Source organism: Paenibacillus chondroitinus NBRC 15376 (genome assembly GCF_004000765.1).
Classification (GTDB): Bacteria; Bacillota; Bacilli; order Paenibacillales; family NBRC-103111; genus Paenibacillus_E; species Paenibacillus_E chondroitinus.
Window position 1 is genome coordinate 300,728 of record NZ_BILW01000004.1, and the last position, 14,750, is coordinate 315,477.

Consider the following 14,750-nt stretch of genomic DNA (forward strand, 5'->3'; position numbering starts at 1 on the left):
GAAGGAGCAGGAACTCATATGGATAACTTTTTTGTCAACTTAGAGAAATATGCGGAATTAGTGGTTAAAATTGGCGTTAATTTGACCAAAGGTCAAGACCTAATGATCGAGTCGCCGATCGAATGCTTGGACTTGACGCGCCTCATTGTTAAGAAAGCCTATGAAGCTGGAGCGAACTATGTACAGGTGAACTGGCAGGATGACTTCCTGACGCGTGCACGCTTAGAGACGGCTAACGATGATGCGCTTGACTACTACCCGGTGTGGTACACGGATATGCTGGAACGTTTTGTTGAAAATGGCGGCGCACTTCTGAATATTAAGGTGCCGGATCCTGATTTGTACGCGGGCATTGACCCTGGTGTGATTTCCAGAGCTTCCAAAGCGATGGCGACCGCACGTTCCAAGTATCAAAAATATGTAAGAACGAGCACGTTCAGCTGGTGCTTAATTAAGGCTCCGACTGCTGCTTGGGCTTCCAAAGTATACGCGGATCTTCCTGAAGAAGAGCGGATGGATGCGATGTGGGATGCTATTTTCCGGTTTAATCGCGTGTATGAAAATGATCCGGTAAGCGCATGGCGTGCACATATTGAGCAATTGAAGCGCGTTCGCAAGGTGCTGAACGATAAACAATATGCGGCGTTGCAATACCGGGCTGCAGGGACTGATTTGCGCGTAGAGCTGCCGGATGGCCACATTTGGCTAGGCGGGGATAAAGCGAATGCAAGAGGGATTCGTTTTGTTGCGAATATGCCGACGGAAGAAGTATTTACGATGCCCAAACGGACTGGTGTTAACGGGACGGTAACAAGCACCATGCCACTGAATGTGAATGGCGCATTGGTGGATAAGTTTTCGTTCAAGTTCGAAGACGGGAAGGTCGTAGATTATAAGGCAGAGGTCGGCCATGAGCATTTGACCAGATTATTGGAAATGGACGAAGGAGCTCGCTATTTAGGCGAAGTCGCGCTTGTTCCTTATGATTCTCCGATATCGAATCTAAAAAGGATTTTTTACAATACAGGCATTGATGAAAATGCTTCCTGTCACCTTGCTTTGGGCAGCTGTTATCCGATCAATATGAAGGATGGGGCTTCTTTGTCCAACGAGGAGTTGAAAGTAAGAGGAGGGAACACAAGTCTGATCCACGTGGATTTCATGATCGGGACGGCTGATCTTGAGATTGACGGTGTGCTTCAGGATGGCAGTCTGGAACCTATTTTCCGTCAGGGGAATTGGGCGCTTGCGTTTTGATTCGTAAGAAAACCGAGGGACGATTTGTCCTTCGGTTTTTTGTCTTTAAAGGGGAACTGTGGTTCGTTATTATTCAGAAAAAGCACATTTTCCATATAAAGAGAAACTACAGTTCGCTATTTTGTTGATTTCACTGGTAGAACGACTGTTGGACGTTAAATAAAGGCCTGTAGCTCCTCTTCGAGAATAAAATGGCTATTTTTCTCAAAATAGAGTTCTACAGTTCCCTTATCCTGTTTCGTGGACCCTTAGCTGGATTCGCGCGCACCTAAAAAGGACCATCAGGCAGATCCACCTGACGGTCCTTCTTAGTCTTACATATCGCGGAATAATCCGATGACTCGGCCTAGAATCGTAACATTTTTCAGTAGAATCGGCTTCAAAGCAGAGTTTTCCGGTTGAAGGCGGATATGATCCTTCTCTTTGTAAAAACGCTTGACCGTCGCTTCGTCGTCTTCCGTCATCGCGACAACGATGTCACCGTTGTTCGCTGTTTGCTGCTGCTTGACGATGACATAATCACCGTTATGTATGCCGGCTTCGATCATACTGTCTCCCATGACGCTAAGCATAAACACATTGTTATCTCCGACCATGCTGACTGGAAGAGGGAAGTAGTCTTCGATGTTCTCTGTCGCCGTAATCGGCACACCGGCGGTAACTTTACCTACGAGCGGTACGCGCGCAACGGAAACCGCGAAATGAGTCTCGGCACCGTCTAAGCCAAGAATCTCGATAGCGCGAGGTTTGGTTGGATCACGACGAATCAAACCTTTCTTCTCAAGACGCTCCAAATGACCATGTACGGTTGAACTGGAGGCTAGTCCGACAGCCTCGCCGATTTCGCGTACGGAAGGCGGGTAACCCTTATCTTTCACTTCGTTCTTAATGTATTCTAAAATAGCTTGTTGACGCTGCGAAATCTTACTCAATAGTTATCACTCCAATACTGGGAATCATTACCCAAAGTATAACATAGAACCCGAGTTCGTACAAACATAAGTTCGAATAAATCGTTGACTCAAACATGTGTTCGTGTTATTCTAAAAACAGAACAAATGTTTGGGGGATGATTATTCATGTATATGGCCTACTCACACACTACAAATTCACGCACACCTCATAGATCAACTGCCGCGTCCAAAGGGATTGCAACCAAATCACGTAATACGAAAACAATCATTCGCTTTCTTTTTTTTGCATTAATTCTGGGAACTGTATTCTCCTTCGGTGCCATGGTACAAGCTTATGCGGCGGCGTCTTCGCCGACGGGCAGTGTATCCAATCACGTTGAAACTAAAAAAGTTGTCCAGGAGCAAGTTGTCATTCAAGAAGGGGACACGCTCTGGAGCATTGCGACTGCTCATAAGAAAGATGGAGAGAACATTCGTTCCTATATAGATGAGATTAAGACGAAAAATCATTTAACTACGAGTGCCTTGAAAGAAGGACAGGTTTTATTGCTCCCTTAATCATTACTTTCCTATAGAATGGAAATAGACGAATAGAGGCCAGGAATTATTCCTATGCCTCTTTTTGTTGTTTTCTTGACATTCCACTAGAGGGATGGCAAAGTAATAGTCATATTGAATTTTTGAACTGGAGGATCACTATGAGTGACAGTATGGAAAAAAACATCGAACGCATTAATGAGCTTGCTCGTAAAGCGAAAACCGTTGGCTTATCGGATGCGGAAATCGATGAACGAAATGAACTAAGAAAAAAATATATTGAGGCTTTCCGAGGCAATCTTAAAGTTCAACTTGATTCCATCAAGTTCACGGACGAAGAGTAGTTGCTTTTTCACATAGAAACAACATTCAAAGGGGAAATGAATGATGACGTTGAAGGCTGTACTTTTTGATTTAGATGATACGCTCTTGTGGGATGACCGCAGTGTACAGGAAGCTTTTGAAGCAACATGCGCGGAAGCGGCGAAACACGCGGCAGTGGATCCGGAAGAATTGGAAGCCGCTGTTCGTAAAGAAGCCCGTGCTTTATACGAATCCTATGAACCTTTTCCATTCACCAAAATGATTGGCATTAATCCATTTGAAGGACTTTGGGCTAATTTCACACAAGGTGAAAATGAGAATTTTCGCAAATTGGAAGCACTAGCACCAGGTTATCGCACGGAAGCGTGGACTCGCGGGCTTCGCGCGATAGGCGTAGAAAATGCAGAGCTGGGGTACAAGCTTGGCGAGCTTTTTCCTGCTGAACGCCGCAAGCGACCGTACGTTTATGAAGAAACATTCCGTGTGCTGGACGCATTGAAGGGTAAGTACAAGCTGCTTCTCCTAACAAACGGATCGCCTGATCTTCAAAAAGAAAAATTAGCTGGCGTGCCAGCCATTACGTCCTATTTCGATCATATTGTCATTTCCGGGGAATTTGGAGTGGGTAAACCGGATGTTTCTATTTTCCGCCATGCGCTGGAACTTCTGGGAATTCATGCGGACGAAGGTATCATGATCGGTGATAAACTGACGACGGATATTCTTGGTTCCGGACGTGTAGGCATGCGCAATATTTGGATCAATCATCATGGACTACAAAGTGGAGATGAGATTGTTCCTGCAAATGAGGTATCGCGTTTAGAGGAAGTTTTACCGATTATCGCTAGTGCTTAATACAGCATAACGAAAAGCCCAACGGCGGTTTGGACAAAATGTCCTGCGCTGTTGGGCTTTCTTCTAAGATAAAGTATTAGGCTTTGATGAAAGCTGGATCTTCCACGTTATAAGCGACCCATCCATCTTTTTCAATGAAAAGACGTACGGCAACGATTTGACGATTATCCATCAGTGTAAAGAAGTGGTTCGTGTTCTCAGGAACCGAGATGACATCCCCTGGCTCAAGTTCAACATCGTAATAGCCAAGTTCTTCGGATTTAATGATGAAGATCCCTTTACCGGAAACGATAGCGCGAATCTCATCTTCTGTGTGTGTGTGAACTTGCTCAAATTTCTTAAGCAGTTCTTCGATATTCGGTGTAGCATCGGAAAGGGAGATAACATCCCAGATTTCGTAACCGCGTCTAGCCGCTAAATCACGGATTTCCGGCTCGTACGTGCTGATGATTTGAGCTTTCTCTTCATCATTCAGTACGAATTTCTCGCGCAGTGCTTCAGGAAGCTTGTTTGCATCCCAATGTTCATATACAACTTCTTGGCTATCCAAGAAGGCTTTGACTTGCTCTTCGCCTTCGATTCGTTCATTCGTATTGCGAATTCTAATTTGTGCCATGCAGCATCCCTCTTTCTTAGTAAATATACTTGTATTATAGTGGAAATGGTGTGCGCTGTCGATGCATGATCATAAGTTTACCCGATAAATCCTATAGGTTTTAATGATAATTCAAAATCTTTTCATAGAAGCCGTATTCTGTTACACTAAATCTTAACATAATTTGTCGATTATTTATTATTTATCGCTTCAGGATAAGTTGAAAGGGAGTCATTTCATGTCTAAACCACCGATTCAAGAACAGCTAAAGAAAAAGATCATGATCCTCGATGGCGCCATGGGTACCATGATTCAGCAAGAGAATTTAACAGCTGAAGATTTCGGAGGCGATGATTTAGACGGCTGTAATGAAATTCTATGCGTAACACGCCCGGATGTGATTCGTAAGATTCATGAAGCTTATTTCGCCGCAGGCGCGGATATGATAGAAACGAATACGTTCGGAACGACAAGTGTAGTTCTTGCCGAATATGATCTGCAAGACCGTCATCGCGAGTTGAATCTCGCTGCAGCCAAGCTGGCAATCGAAGCAGCGAACAAATATTCAACCCCGGAATGGCCGCGATATGTCGTAGGGGCTATGGGACCAACAACCAAAACCTTATCAGTAACAGGTGGCGTTACATTCGACCAATTGGAAGATAGTTACTACGAACAAGCTTTAGCTTTATGTGAAGCTGGGGTCGATGCGATTCTTCTGGAAACGTCGCAGGATACACTGAACGTGAAAGCGGGAAGCATTGGGATTCGCAGAGCTTTCGAAAAACTGGGCTTCGAGCTTCCGATTATGATTTCGGGAACGATTGAACCGATGGGTACAACGTTGGCCGGGCAAAATATCGAGTCGTTCTATATTTCACTTGAGCATTTGAAACCCATTTCCATGGGATTGAACTGTGCTACGGGCCCTGAGTTCATGCGGGATCACATTCGAACGCTAGCGGGGATTGCAGAGACCGCCATCAGCTGTTATCCGAACGCCGGATTGCCGGATGAGAATGGTCATTATCATGAATCGCCGGAATCCTTGGCCAAGAAAATGGCCGGTTTTGCCGAGCAGGGCTGGCTTAATATTGCCGGCGGATGCTGTGGAACAACTCCTGAGCACATTCGTGCTATGGCAGAAACACTTAGCGAGTACAAACCTAGAACGGAATATGGAACCCATTTACCCGCTGTTTCGGGGATTGAAACCTTATTTATCGAACCTGAGAACCGCCCTATCATGGTCGGTGAACGTACGAATATTTCGGGATCGCGTAAATTCAAGCGCTTGATTAAAGAAGGCAAATTTGAAGAAGGTTCAGAAATTGCCCGTAATCAGGTGAAAAACGGAGCACACATCATCGATATCAACTTGCAGGATACGGATATTGATGAGGCTTACGCGGTGGAAGAGTTCATGCAGCAGGTGGTCAAAAAGGTGAAAGTGCCTTTGATGATTGACTCCACGTATGATCACATTATCGAGTTGGGGCTTAAATATTCACAAGGTAAAGCGATTATCAACTCCATTAACCTGGAGGATGGCGAATCGAAATTTGCCGGGATTTTACCTCTTATTCATCGATATGGCGCAGCGGTTGTTTGTATTCTCATTGATGAACGGGGCCAGGCTGTATCGCGCGAAGCGAAAATTGAGGTCGCAACTAGAGCATATGAGCTGCTAACCGAGAAATACGGGATGAATCCGGAGGATATCATTTTTGATCCGAATATGTTCCCTGTCGGCTCTGGGGATCCGCAGTACATCGGTTCTGCTGTTGAAACGATCGAGGGAATCAAGCTGATTAAAGAGAAATACCCAAGAGCCAAAACCATTCTTGGTTTGAGTAATATTTCATTCGGTTTACCGGATGCTGGACGCGAAGTGTTGAACTCGGTTTATTTGTACCATTGTACAAAAGCCGGCCTTGATTACGCGATTGTGAACACGGAGAAGTTGGAGCGTTATGCCTCTATTTCTGAGGAAGAGCGTCAACTGGCTGAGGAATTGATTTACAATACGAATGATGACACCTTGGCGAAATTTGTCGCTCATTTCCGTGAGAAGAAGGTCGAGAAGAAGGAGAAGATCTCCAATCTGACCTTGGAAGAGCGCCTTGGTTCTTATGTGGTGGAAGGTACGAAGGAAGGGTTAATTCCAGATCTGGAGATTGCGCTGCAAACTTATTCGCCTCTTGAAGTCATTAATGGACCGCTTATGAAAGGGATGGAAGAAGTAGGCCGCCTTTTCAATGGCAATGAATTGATTGTTGCTGAAGTACTTCAAAGCGCGGAGGTCATGAAAGCATCCGTTAGTTATTTGGAACCTTTTATGGAGAAGTCCGAGACGGCTGTCAAAGGTAAAATTATTTTGGCAACCGTTAAAGGCGATGTGCATGATATCGGTAAAAACCTGGTAGAAATTATCCTGTCGAACAATGGCTACAAAATTGTAAACCTCGGGATCAAAGTACCGCCTGAGCAAATTATTGATGCACAGCGCAAAGAAAACGCAGATGCGATCGGTTTGTCGGGTCTATTGGTAAAATCCGCTCAACAGATGGTTATTACCGCTCAGGATTTGCGTACTGCAGGAGTAGATGTGCCGATTCTGGTTGGTGGCGCCGCGCTGACACGGAAATTCACCAAAACGCGTATTCAACCAGAATACGAAGGTGTAGTGCTCTATGCGAAGGATGCCATGGACGGTCTGGATATTGCCAACCGGTTAAGCGATCCTGAGCAGCGCAAACGTCTCATCCAGGATCTGAGAGAAAATCTGGAATCCGATGTCATGGATACAGGCAAGAAGGAAGAGAAACTGCCGCAGCTTACGCGCGTGAGTTCGTCTGCTGTGTCTAAGGATTTGCCAGTACAAGTGCCGCAAGATACAGAGCGTCATATCATGAGAGATTACCCGATTAGCCATCTCATGCCTTATGTAAATATGCAAATGCTGCTCGGCCATCATCTCGGTCTCAAAGGGAAGGTTGAAGCCCTGCTTAGCGATCGGGATGCGAAGGCCATGCAGCTTAAAGATACGGTCGATTCAATTCTGTACGCAGCTCAAAATAACGGCATTATTAAAGCTCATGGTATGTACCGCTTCTTCCCGGCGCAATCCAGCGGAAATGATGTTATTGTTTACGATCCGCAAGATCATAGTAAAGTTCTTGAGACCTTTACTTTCCCGCGTCAGGACAAAGAGCCGTATCTATGCCTTGCTGACTATTTGAAATCCGTAGAGAGTGGTCAGATGGATTATGTAGGCTTCTTACTTGTGACAGCTGGGCATGATATTAATGAGCTGGCCAAGGAATGGCGCGACAAAGGAGATTACTTGAAATCTCACGCGCTGCAAGCGACTGCACTGGAAGTAGCGGAAGGTTTTGCAGAGCGTATCCACCATATTATGAGGGATGTATGGGGTATCGCGGATCGCGTCGATATGACGATGCAAGAGAGATTCGGAGCCAAATACATTGGCCAACGATTCTCATTCGGTTATCCGGCATGTCCGAATCTCGAAGATCAAGCCAAGCTGTTTAATCTTCTGAAACCGGAAGATATTGGCGTTGAGCTGACAGAGTCATTCATGATGGAGCCGGAAGCGTCGGTATCGGCTATCGTGTTCGCCCACAAAGAAGCGCGTTATTTCAATGTAGGCTAAGAAAAGTTATGGCATAAAGCGAGGCAGCTTGTTCGAACACCATGTTCGGCGGCGACCTCGCTTTCCGTGTTACCAACAGTGATTTTCAGAGAGATTGGGGTTTTAGAACGTGGAACTATATTTTTTGGGAACAGGGGCAGGAATGCCTTCCAAGCAGCGCAATGTCACATCGATTGCTCTTAACTTGCTGGATGAACGTGGAACCTATTGGTTATTTGACTGTGGTGAAGGCACCCAACAGCAAATTATGAACTCTCCAGTGAAACTTGGACGTACGGAGATGCTGTTCATCACACATTTGCACGGAGACCATTTATACGGATTGCCAGGTTTGTTAACCAGCCGTTCATATTTGGGTGGCGATACACCGCTTACGATGTTTGGCCCTCCGGGGCTCAAACGATTTGTTGACACGGCTCTTGAAGTTAGCGGCGCGCATTTGACCTATGCGTTGAAGATTGTGGAAATCGAAGAGGAGGGACTCCTGTTCGAAGATGACACCTTCTTGGTGGAAACTGCGCGTTTGGAGCACCGAATTGAATGCTTCGGTTATCGGATCATTGAGAAGGACCAACCCGGGAAGCTGATGTTGGATAAGCTAACGGCGCTTGGTATCCCCGCTGGGCCGATCTATGGGAAGCTTAAGCAAGGGCAGACGGTTCAGCTTGAAGATGGGCGCACACTGAATGGCGCCGATTTCCTGGGTGCGCCGATTCCCGGACGCATCGTCGTCATTCTCGGCGATACCCGCTACTGCAGCGGAGCAAAGCTTTTGGCGCGAGGCGCCGATGTGCTTGTACATGAGGCGACATTCGCCATGGATAAGCAGGAACTAGCCTATTCTTTCGATCATGCGACATCGACGGATGCGGCGCGGATTGCACAGGAAGCGGGAGCGAATGCTTTGATTATGACGCACATTAGTTCGCGCTACCAAGGAGATGCTGTGCTGGAACTGCTGCAAGAAGCGCAGCATCATCACAGCAACAGCCACATTGCCAAAGATTTTTGGAGCTTTGATGTGCCGCGAAAAGATTAGGGAGCATGGAATGGGACTATTCGGAAGGCCAGTGATGGCCGAACGGATAGTCTCTTTTTTATCCGGTTCGTCGTGTCCATCCGTCGGAAAAAGTCATTTTCGTAATTCTTGCTCATACACTATCCAAAAGGTGTGTAAACTGAGGTGACGAAATGGGGATTCCAGCAGCAGAAATACTGCTTTCTATCTTTATGTCCTCAATTTTTTATGTTATGTTAAGGGAAATAAGAAATGCTTATAAAGATTCTGGATGAACCGGTTTTTGAGCGGAAAGGGAGACAACATGCTTGGTTTTGCAATTTTATTGGCTTTTAATTTCATAGGGTATGTGATCCAAATGGGCCTGCACCTGCCGCTACCTGGCAACGTGATCGGGCTCATGCTATTTACAGCGGCTTTATTCGCTAAGCTGGTTAAACTTGAATGGGTGGAAGATGCCGCGTCACTGCTGACCAGGCATATGATGCTTTTTTTTATCCCCTATACGGTTGGTATTCTCTTGTTTCTGCCTATTATTGGTGCCAATCTGGTTGCGATTGTCGGTGGCATCATCGGTGCAACGGCAGTCGTTCTAATCGTTACGGGATGGGTATCCTCCAAGCTAGGTAAGGAAGGGGAAAAATATGGCGGGTAATATGCTGCAGAACCCCTTATTCGGTTTATCATTAAGTGTTCTGATTTATGCGTTCGCTAATGTGATGTATCAGCGATGGCGGTTTATGCATCCGCTTTTTGTATGTACAGGACTTATTATTCTTATTTTAGTTGGATTTCGAATTCCTTTTGAAGACTTTAAACGAGGGGCGGACGTTCTCACTCTTCTTCTTGGACCGGCAACCGTTGCTTTAGGTGTCCCGCTGTATAAATACAGATCCTTAATCCGGTCCAATTTAAAACGCGTCATGCTCAGCGTGCTCGCTGGATCCATCACCGGCATAGCATCGAGCGCAGCTATTGTTGGACTCCTTGGCGGCAGCCAGTCAATTATTCTTAGTATGTTACCTAAGTCAGTTAGCTCGCCAATCTCGATTGAAATCGCTACGCGGTTAGGGGCGATACCGGAGCTTACGGCCGTTCTGACGACAATGACGGGTTTGTTTGGCAGTATGTTTGGCACGCGATTGTTGAATTGGCTGAAGATAAGAGACGACATCTCCATCGGGATTGCTTTAGGGACGGCCGCACATGGCATTGGGACAGCGAAAGTCGTTAAAGATTCAGAGCAGCAGGGCGGCTTTGCTGGATTGTCCATGGCGATCTGTGGCATCATGACATCTATTTTATTCATACCGATCTATTACTGGCTCCAATGACTTTGTAAATGAACAGGAAAAACCGTATTTCGTCTAAGCGGCGAATGCGGTTTATTTTCATTTTCCAAACATTACAATTTTTTTACAATACGAAAACGAAACCATAATAAACCTCTGCTACGATGGAACAGTGAGAATCCAGTAGAAAGGCGTGAAGAAGATGAGTGGACCCCTTCTGAATACGGCGCCTCAGCAGGCCAAACTAACAGTTAGGCTTGCAAGCAGCGCAGATGAAATTGAGCAGGCCATGAGACTAAGGTATCAGGTTTTCGTTGAAGAAGAGAAAAACATGCGAATGCTCAATGAGGAAGGTCTTGAAAAAGACGCTTATGATGCGTACTGCGATCATCTCATTGTGAAAGATTTGGACACAGATCAGGTTGTGGGGACTTACCGTCTGCTTCCTGGAGATCGTGCCCTTCAAGGCATAGGTTTTTATTCGGAGACCGAATTTAATTTAGCGGCTTATACCGCGTATAAAGAACAGACGCTGGAGCTGGGGCGCAGCTGCATTACACCGGAGTATCGCGGCGGGAAAGCGATTCAGCTTTTATGGGAAGGCATTGCCGGTTATATTACGGAGCGAAATTACACGCATTTAATTGGCTGCGCTAGTGTACATATGAGCAATTTAGAGGATTTAAATCTCATTTATACGATGCTGCTTCAAAAACAGGTTATTACTAACCGATACGGTATCGAACCGCTATCCACGCACCGGATACCTGGGCTTGCTCGTTTGGAAGTTGAATGCAATGAGAAAGATGTGTTTCGTAAGCTGCCTCCACTCATGAAGGGTTATCAATGGCTCGGTGCTGAAATTGGTGGCGATCCGGCGTATGATGAGCTTTTTGAGACCGTTGATTTTTTTATCATTTTGGAAAAAGATCGGGTCACAAGACGCTACAAACGTCATTTTCTAACAACGTAGGCAAGGAGGATTTGCTTTGTATGATTGGATCGCCAAACTAACTTCAGATGAACAAAAACTGGCGAGTATCGAACACAGGCTGCGAATCATTCCGCTTTGGGTTTTGCATGCGGTGTGTGCGTTTATCTCCTTTGCCGGTCATGCTGCTTTGCGTAATAGCTTAGTTAGACGCGTGGAGCATAATATTGCCGATTTACTTGATGACATGCCGAAACGAGCCATTCGTGCGACTTCCAAGAATTATATGGAAAATGTTGTGTTTACGCTTGTTGAGATTCTTTTCTTATCTAAGAGACAGTTAAAATTGCAAACGCATCATCTCGATGTGCAGGGCGAAGGGAACCTCCGAGAAGCTCAAAGCCGATCGAACGGAAAAGGGTTTATCGTCTATACGCCGCATATGGGCAATTTTTTTTACTACTACTGGTATTTGACCCGGAAATATGATTGTCTGACCGTCGCTTCAGCAGGAAGTCAGGAGCTTAGACCGCTTTATCTCAAATTTGCTGCCATGGGCTGCAAGGGACTGGATTATGACAGTGTTCCTCCTCTGGAGCTGTATCGGACTTTAAAAAAGCATTTGCAGAACGGTGGAGTCGTTTTTCTGCTAGGGGACTTCTGGCGCGCTTCCTTTCCGTTATCCCGTTTCTTCGGGAGATTGACTCGCACGCCTGAAGGCGCGGCTATGCTTGCTCATGATTTGCGAATACCTATTATACCGTTCTACGGGCATCGCACCCGCGGGTTCAACCACAAGCTCATCTTTGGTTCCCCTCTTGAACTGCAAGATGAATTATCCGGGCGTATCGCGCGCGCCGAGGTAAACCTGCAGTTGAACGGGTTCATGGAGCGGGTCATCCGGGAGCAGCCGGGTTCTTGGTTCTATTGGTTCAATGTGCATGAACGTTGGGAAGAAACATCTGTCACAAATGCCGATCAAACGACATCATCTGAAGTAGGATAGCACACATATGACAAAGGATGAGTGATTGACACATGGACACAGGAAGCCATTTATTGTTCGGCGTCACCTTAGCAGGTCTTGCTTGTTTGGAGCCTGTCGTATCGCAAGATCCGAATTTGACCCACGCAATTCTGGCCGGAACGCTCATTGGTTCGCATGCCCCTGATTTTGATACGATTGCAAGAATCAAAGGGTATACGAACTACTTGCGTGTTCATCGAGGAATTACCCATTCCTTGCCGGCATTCTTTATTTGGCCGATTGTGCTCAGTTTGCCTCTCGCAGCTATCTTTGGGGTTTGGGATCATTTCTTTAGCTTGTATATGTGGACTTTGTTCGCCGTTGTTTTTCATGTTTTTTTGGACTTATTTAACGTATATGGCGTGCAGTGTCTCCGCCCTTTCTCTTCCAAATGGCATCATCTCGATACCCTCTGTCTCTACGAGCCTTTCTTGTTCGTCCTGCATACCTTTGGCGTCCTTATCTGGATATTTGTTTGGCACGGCAGCGGGGGGCTTCATATCGGGGAGATGTTCGCGCTGATTTACGTGGCGACCTTTTTTTACATTGCCATTCGGAGCGAACAGCGGAAACGATTTGTCAAACTAGTGAAAAAGGAACTGAATCTAGAAGACGGGATCTGCCATCTCATCCCCAGTCTCAGTTGGTTCCGTTGGCAATTCGTCATTGAAAGCGATTCGCGGTTTTATTTGGGCGAAATTCGGGATGGTTCTGTCGTGACGGAAGTGGAATATAGCAAAATTGACTATAACCAGGAACAGTCACATCCGATCGTGCAAGCTACCCTGGCAACGGATGGTGTCCGTGCCTTCCTGCACTTCGCGCAGCGTATTCATGTGTGCTGGACCGAGAAAACGGACGGCTATGAAGTGCAGTGGCGAGATGTCCGATTCTGGCATCAACGGAAGCTGCCATTTGGCGTAAATGTTCATCTGGATCGCGATATGAATGTGGTTAGCGACACGCTGGGTTGGGATAAAAAGGCGTGGGACCCGCCCTACGTCTAAGGTCGAGAATAGCTTAAGAAGCCTTGCTCCTATAAGGGAGTGAGGCTTTTTTGACATTTCAGGAAAGAGACACAAATTGAGCTTTGATTGTCATTTTTTATGCAGGAAATCAGTGATTGGAGTCGAAAATATGGTACAATAGTCCTATATTAAAAGTCCTATATTTGCAGATGCGTGACAGGTTGAAATTATTAATCTTAGGAGCACATGAGATGAGTAGAAGAGAACCCCGTGAAGAGGGATTTACGCTGATAGAGGTTTTGGCGGCGACGGTCATATTGTCTGTGGCTTCCATGGCGATGCTGGCGTTTTTTATTAACGCGATGTCGTATAACAAAGGGAATCAGAATAAAACGGTGATGGTGAATTTGGCGAGGAACGCTTTGTTTTATATGGAGAAGCAGAACTATGCAACGATTCATAATTATTTTATTGATTCTAGTACTGGTGAGCTAAAGGAGCATAATCCGCCTATTTCTTCCAATGACTGCAGTACTAGAAATATTTGTGATAAACCTGATTTACAAAATTTATTTCTAAATCCGAATATGAAGCTCCTCTGGGATGTGCTAAATCCCAAGGTGAATGATATTGAATATCAAATTTCCGTGTCTTATCAGGTAGATATTGCAAATGAGTTGAAGGATGATCCTGTCAAAAAAGGGATGGCGAATTATTTGCTGCCAATTCGTGTTGAAGTGAGTGTCAAAGATAACAACGTGAATAACGGAAGAAATAAACCTGTCATTGTGGAGGGCTATATTGCAAATGAGTCGATTCGTTAACAGCATTAAAGAGCAAAAGGGTTACTCGCTGGTCGAGCTCATTGCTGCTTTAAGCATTTTCTCTTTGATAGCTGGATCCATTTATGGGGTGATTAATTTCGGTTTCAAAGCTTATGATCGAGTGAATGTCGAGAATTCTCTGCGTGATGAAGGCGATATCATTATGTCGGCGATTATGAGTGAGTTTTATACACAAGGTCCCGAAACCGTAGAGAATTTCAGCACGAACAGTGAAACGGAAAATGGCATTTTGATGCATATAAAAACAACAGATAAAAATAATGTTGTGCATGATTCAGTTAGTCATGTTGTTATTGACAACACGGACCATAAAGTTTACATCTATAACGATCAGAAAACGGCCAGCAGTGCTATAGAATTAAAATCTCAAGTTATGAGTGATTCTATGATTCACATTAACAGCTGTACAAATGGATGTACGAACGGGCTTATCAATGTCACATTGGAACTGAGTCAGACTTCTAAAGGAAGAGATCACAAGCTCAAGCTGCAAAGCCAGTTCGGTTTCTAA

At 45.4% G+C, this 14,750-nt stretch carries 15 protein-coding genes; 13 read left to right on the plus strand and 2 right to left on the minus strand.

The annotated features are described in order from the left end of the window. Positions 1-18 precede the first annotated feature (18 nt). A complete protein-coding gene (locus PCH02S_RS07740; protein ID WP_127451669.1) occupies positions 19-1,257 on the plus strand; it encodes an aminopeptidase in 1,239 nt (412 codons plus the stop codon). A gap of 314 nt (positions 1,258-1,571) precedes the next feature. Here PCH02S_RS07740 and lexA read toward each other — a convergent pair whose 3' ends face one another. Then, positions 1,572-2,189, minus strand: coding sequence for a transcriptional repressor LexA (gene lexA / locus PCH02S_RS07745; protein ID WP_127451671.1), 618 nt, complete (start codon positions 2,187-2,189; stop codon positions 1,572-1,574). Between the two features lie 147 nt (positions 2,190-2,336). On the opposite strand from lexA, the gene PCH02S_RS36335 reads away from it, so the two are divergent. The 3 genes from PCH02S_RS36335 (at position 2,337) to PCH02S_RS07760 (ending at position 3,887) form a co-directional block, all read left to right on the plus strand. Beyond that, positions 2,337-2,729, plus strand: coding sequence for a LysM peptidoglycan-binding domain-containing protein (locus PCH02S_RS36335; protein WP_246068985.1), 393 nt, complete (start codon positions 2,337-2,339; stop codon positions 2,727-2,729). A gap of 140 nt (positions 2,730-2,869) precedes the next feature. Beyond that, positions 2,870-3,052 carry a DUF896 domain-containing protein gene (locus tag PCH02S_RS07755; protein ID WP_127451673.1) on the plus strand — a complete coding sequence of 61 codons (183 nt, stop codon included), beginning with the start codon at positions 2,870-2,872 and terminating at the stop codon, positions 3,050-3,052. Between the two features lie 43 nt (positions 3,053-3,095). Further along, entirely contained in the window at positions 3,096-3,887 is a 792-nt protein-coding gene (locus PCH02S_RS07760; RefSeq protein ID WP_127451836.1) for an HAD family hydrolase, read from the plus strand. A gap of 76 nt (positions 3,888-3,963) precedes the next feature. Here PCH02S_RS07760 and PCH02S_RS07765 read toward each other — a convergent pair whose 3' ends face one another. Further along, positions 3,964-4,503 carry a 1,2-dihydroxy-3-keto-5-methylthiopentene dioxygenase gene (locus PCH02S_RS07765; protein ID WP_127451675.1) on the minus strand — a complete coding sequence of 180 codons (540 nt, stop codon included), beginning with the start codon at positions 4,501-4,503 and terminating at the stop codon, positions 3,964-3,966. A gap of 217 nt (positions 4,504-4,720) precedes the next feature. Between PCH02S_RS07765 and metH the strand changes: the two genes are divergently transcribed. From metH to PCH02S_RS07810, 9 genes are all read left to right on the plus strand, one after another. Continuing rightward, complete coding sequence (gene metH, locus PCH02S_RS07770; protein ID WP_127451677.1) at positions 4,721-8,158, plus strand: methionine synthase; 3,438 nt, start codon at positions 4,721-4,723, stop codon at positions 8,156-8,158. Between the two features lie 109 nt (positions 8,159-8,267). Continuing rightward, positions 8,268-9,197 carry a ribonuclease Z gene (gene rnz, locus PCH02S_RS07775; protein WP_127451679.1) on the plus strand — a complete coding sequence of 310 codons (930 nt, stop codon included), beginning with the start codon at positions 8,268-8,270 and terminating at the stop codon, positions 9,195-9,197. A gap of 283 nt (positions 9,198-9,480) precedes the next feature. Then, positions 9,481-9,831 carry a CidA/LrgA family protein gene (locus PCH02S_RS07780; RefSeq protein ID WP_127451681.1) on the plus strand — a complete coding sequence of 117 codons (351 nt, stop codon included), beginning with the start codon at positions 9,481-9,483 and terminating at the stop codon, positions 9,829-9,831. After that, positions 9,821-10,510 carry an LrgB family protein gene (locus PCH02S_RS07785; protein ID WP_127451683.1) on the plus strand — a complete coding sequence of 230 codons (690 nt, stop codon included), beginning with the start codon at positions 9,821-9,823 and terminating at the stop codon, positions 10,508-10,510. Before PCH02S_RS07780 ends, PCH02S_RS07785 begins: the two co-directional genes overlap by 11 nt. Before the next feature lie 160 nt (positions 10,511-10,670). Further along, on the plus strand, positions 10,671-11,441 hold the full coding sequence (locus PCH02S_RS07790) for a GNAT family N-acetyltransferase (RefSeq protein WP_127451685.1): 771 nt from the start codon (positions 10,671-10,673) through the stop codon (positions 11,439-11,441). A gap of 16 nt (positions 11,442-11,457) precedes the next feature. Next, positions 11,458-12,405: a lysophospholipid acyltransferase family protein gene (locus PCH02S_RS07795; RefSeq protein WP_127451687.1), complete on the plus strand. Its 948-nt coding sequence runs from the start codon at positions 11,458-11,460 to the stop codon at positions 12,403-12,405. A 32-nt stretch (positions 12,406-12,437) separates the two neighbouring features. Next, entirely contained in the window at positions 12,438-13,433 is a 996-nt protein-coding gene (locus tag PCH02S_RS07800) for a metal-dependent hydrolase (protein ID WP_127451689.1), read from the plus strand. A 212-nt stretch (positions 13,434-13,645) separates the two neighbouring features. After that, positions 13,646-14,218, plus strand: coding sequence for a type IV pilus modification PilV family protein (locus PCH02S_RS07805; RefSeq protein ID WP_127451691.1), 573 nt, complete (start codon positions 13,646-13,648; stop codon positions 14,216-14,218). Continuing rightward, positions 14,202-14,750: a PulJ/GspJ family protein gene (locus PCH02S_RS07810; protein ID WP_127451693.1), complete on the plus strand. Its 549-nt coding sequence runs from the start codon at positions 14,202-14,204 to the stop codon at positions 14,748-14,750. The genes PCH02S_RS07805 and PCH02S_RS07810 overlap by 17 nt, the downstream gene beginning before the upstream one ends.

Coding starts and splice junctions, on each gene's coding strand:
- PCH02S_RS07740 (WP_127451669.1), top strand. CDS start 19: ATGGATAACTTTTTTGTCAACTTAGAGAAATATGCGGAATTAGTGGTT.
- PCH02S_RS36335 (WP_246068985.1), top strand. CDS start 2,337: ATGTATATGGCCTACTCACACACTACAAATTCACGCACACCTCATAGA.
- PCH02S_RS07755 (WP_127451673.1), top strand. CDS start 2,870: ATGAGTGACAGTATGGAAAAAAACATCGAACGCATTAATGAGCTTGCT.
- PCH02S_RS07760 (WP_127451836.1), top strand. CDS start 3,096: ATGACGTTGAAGGCTGTACTTTTTGATTTAGATGATACGCTCTTGTGG.
- PCH02S_RS07765 (WP_127451675.1), bottom strand. CDS start 4,503: ATGGCACAAATTAGAATTCGCAATACGAATGAACGAATCGAAGGCGAA.
- metH (WP_127451677.1), top strand. CDS start 4,721: ATGTCTAAACCACCGATTCAAGAACAGCTAAAGAAAAAGATCATGATC.
- PCH02S_RS07780 (WP_127451681.1), top strand. CDS start 9,481: ATGCTTGGTTTTGCAATTTTATTGGCTTTTAATTTCATAGGGTATGTG.
- PCH02S_RS07785 (WP_127451683.1), top strand. CDS start 9,821: ATGGCGGGTAATATGCTGCAGAACCCCTTATTCGGTTTATCATTAAGT.
- PCH02S_RS07790 (WP_127451685.1), top strand. CDS start 10,671: ATGAGTGGACCCCTTCTGAATACGGCGCCTCAGCAGGCCAAACTAACA.
- PCH02S_RS07800 (WP_127451689.1), top strand. CDS start 12,438: ATGGACACAGGAAGCCATTTATTGTTCGGCGTCACCTTAGCAGGTCTT.
- PCH02S_RS07805 (WP_127451691.1), top strand. CDS start 13,646: ATGAGTAGAAGAGAACCCCGTGAAGAGGGATTTACGCTGATAGAGGTT.
- PCH02S_RS07810 (WP_127451693.1), top strand. CDS start 14,202: ATGAGTCGATTCGTTAACAGCATTAAAGAGCAAAAGGGTTACTCGCTG.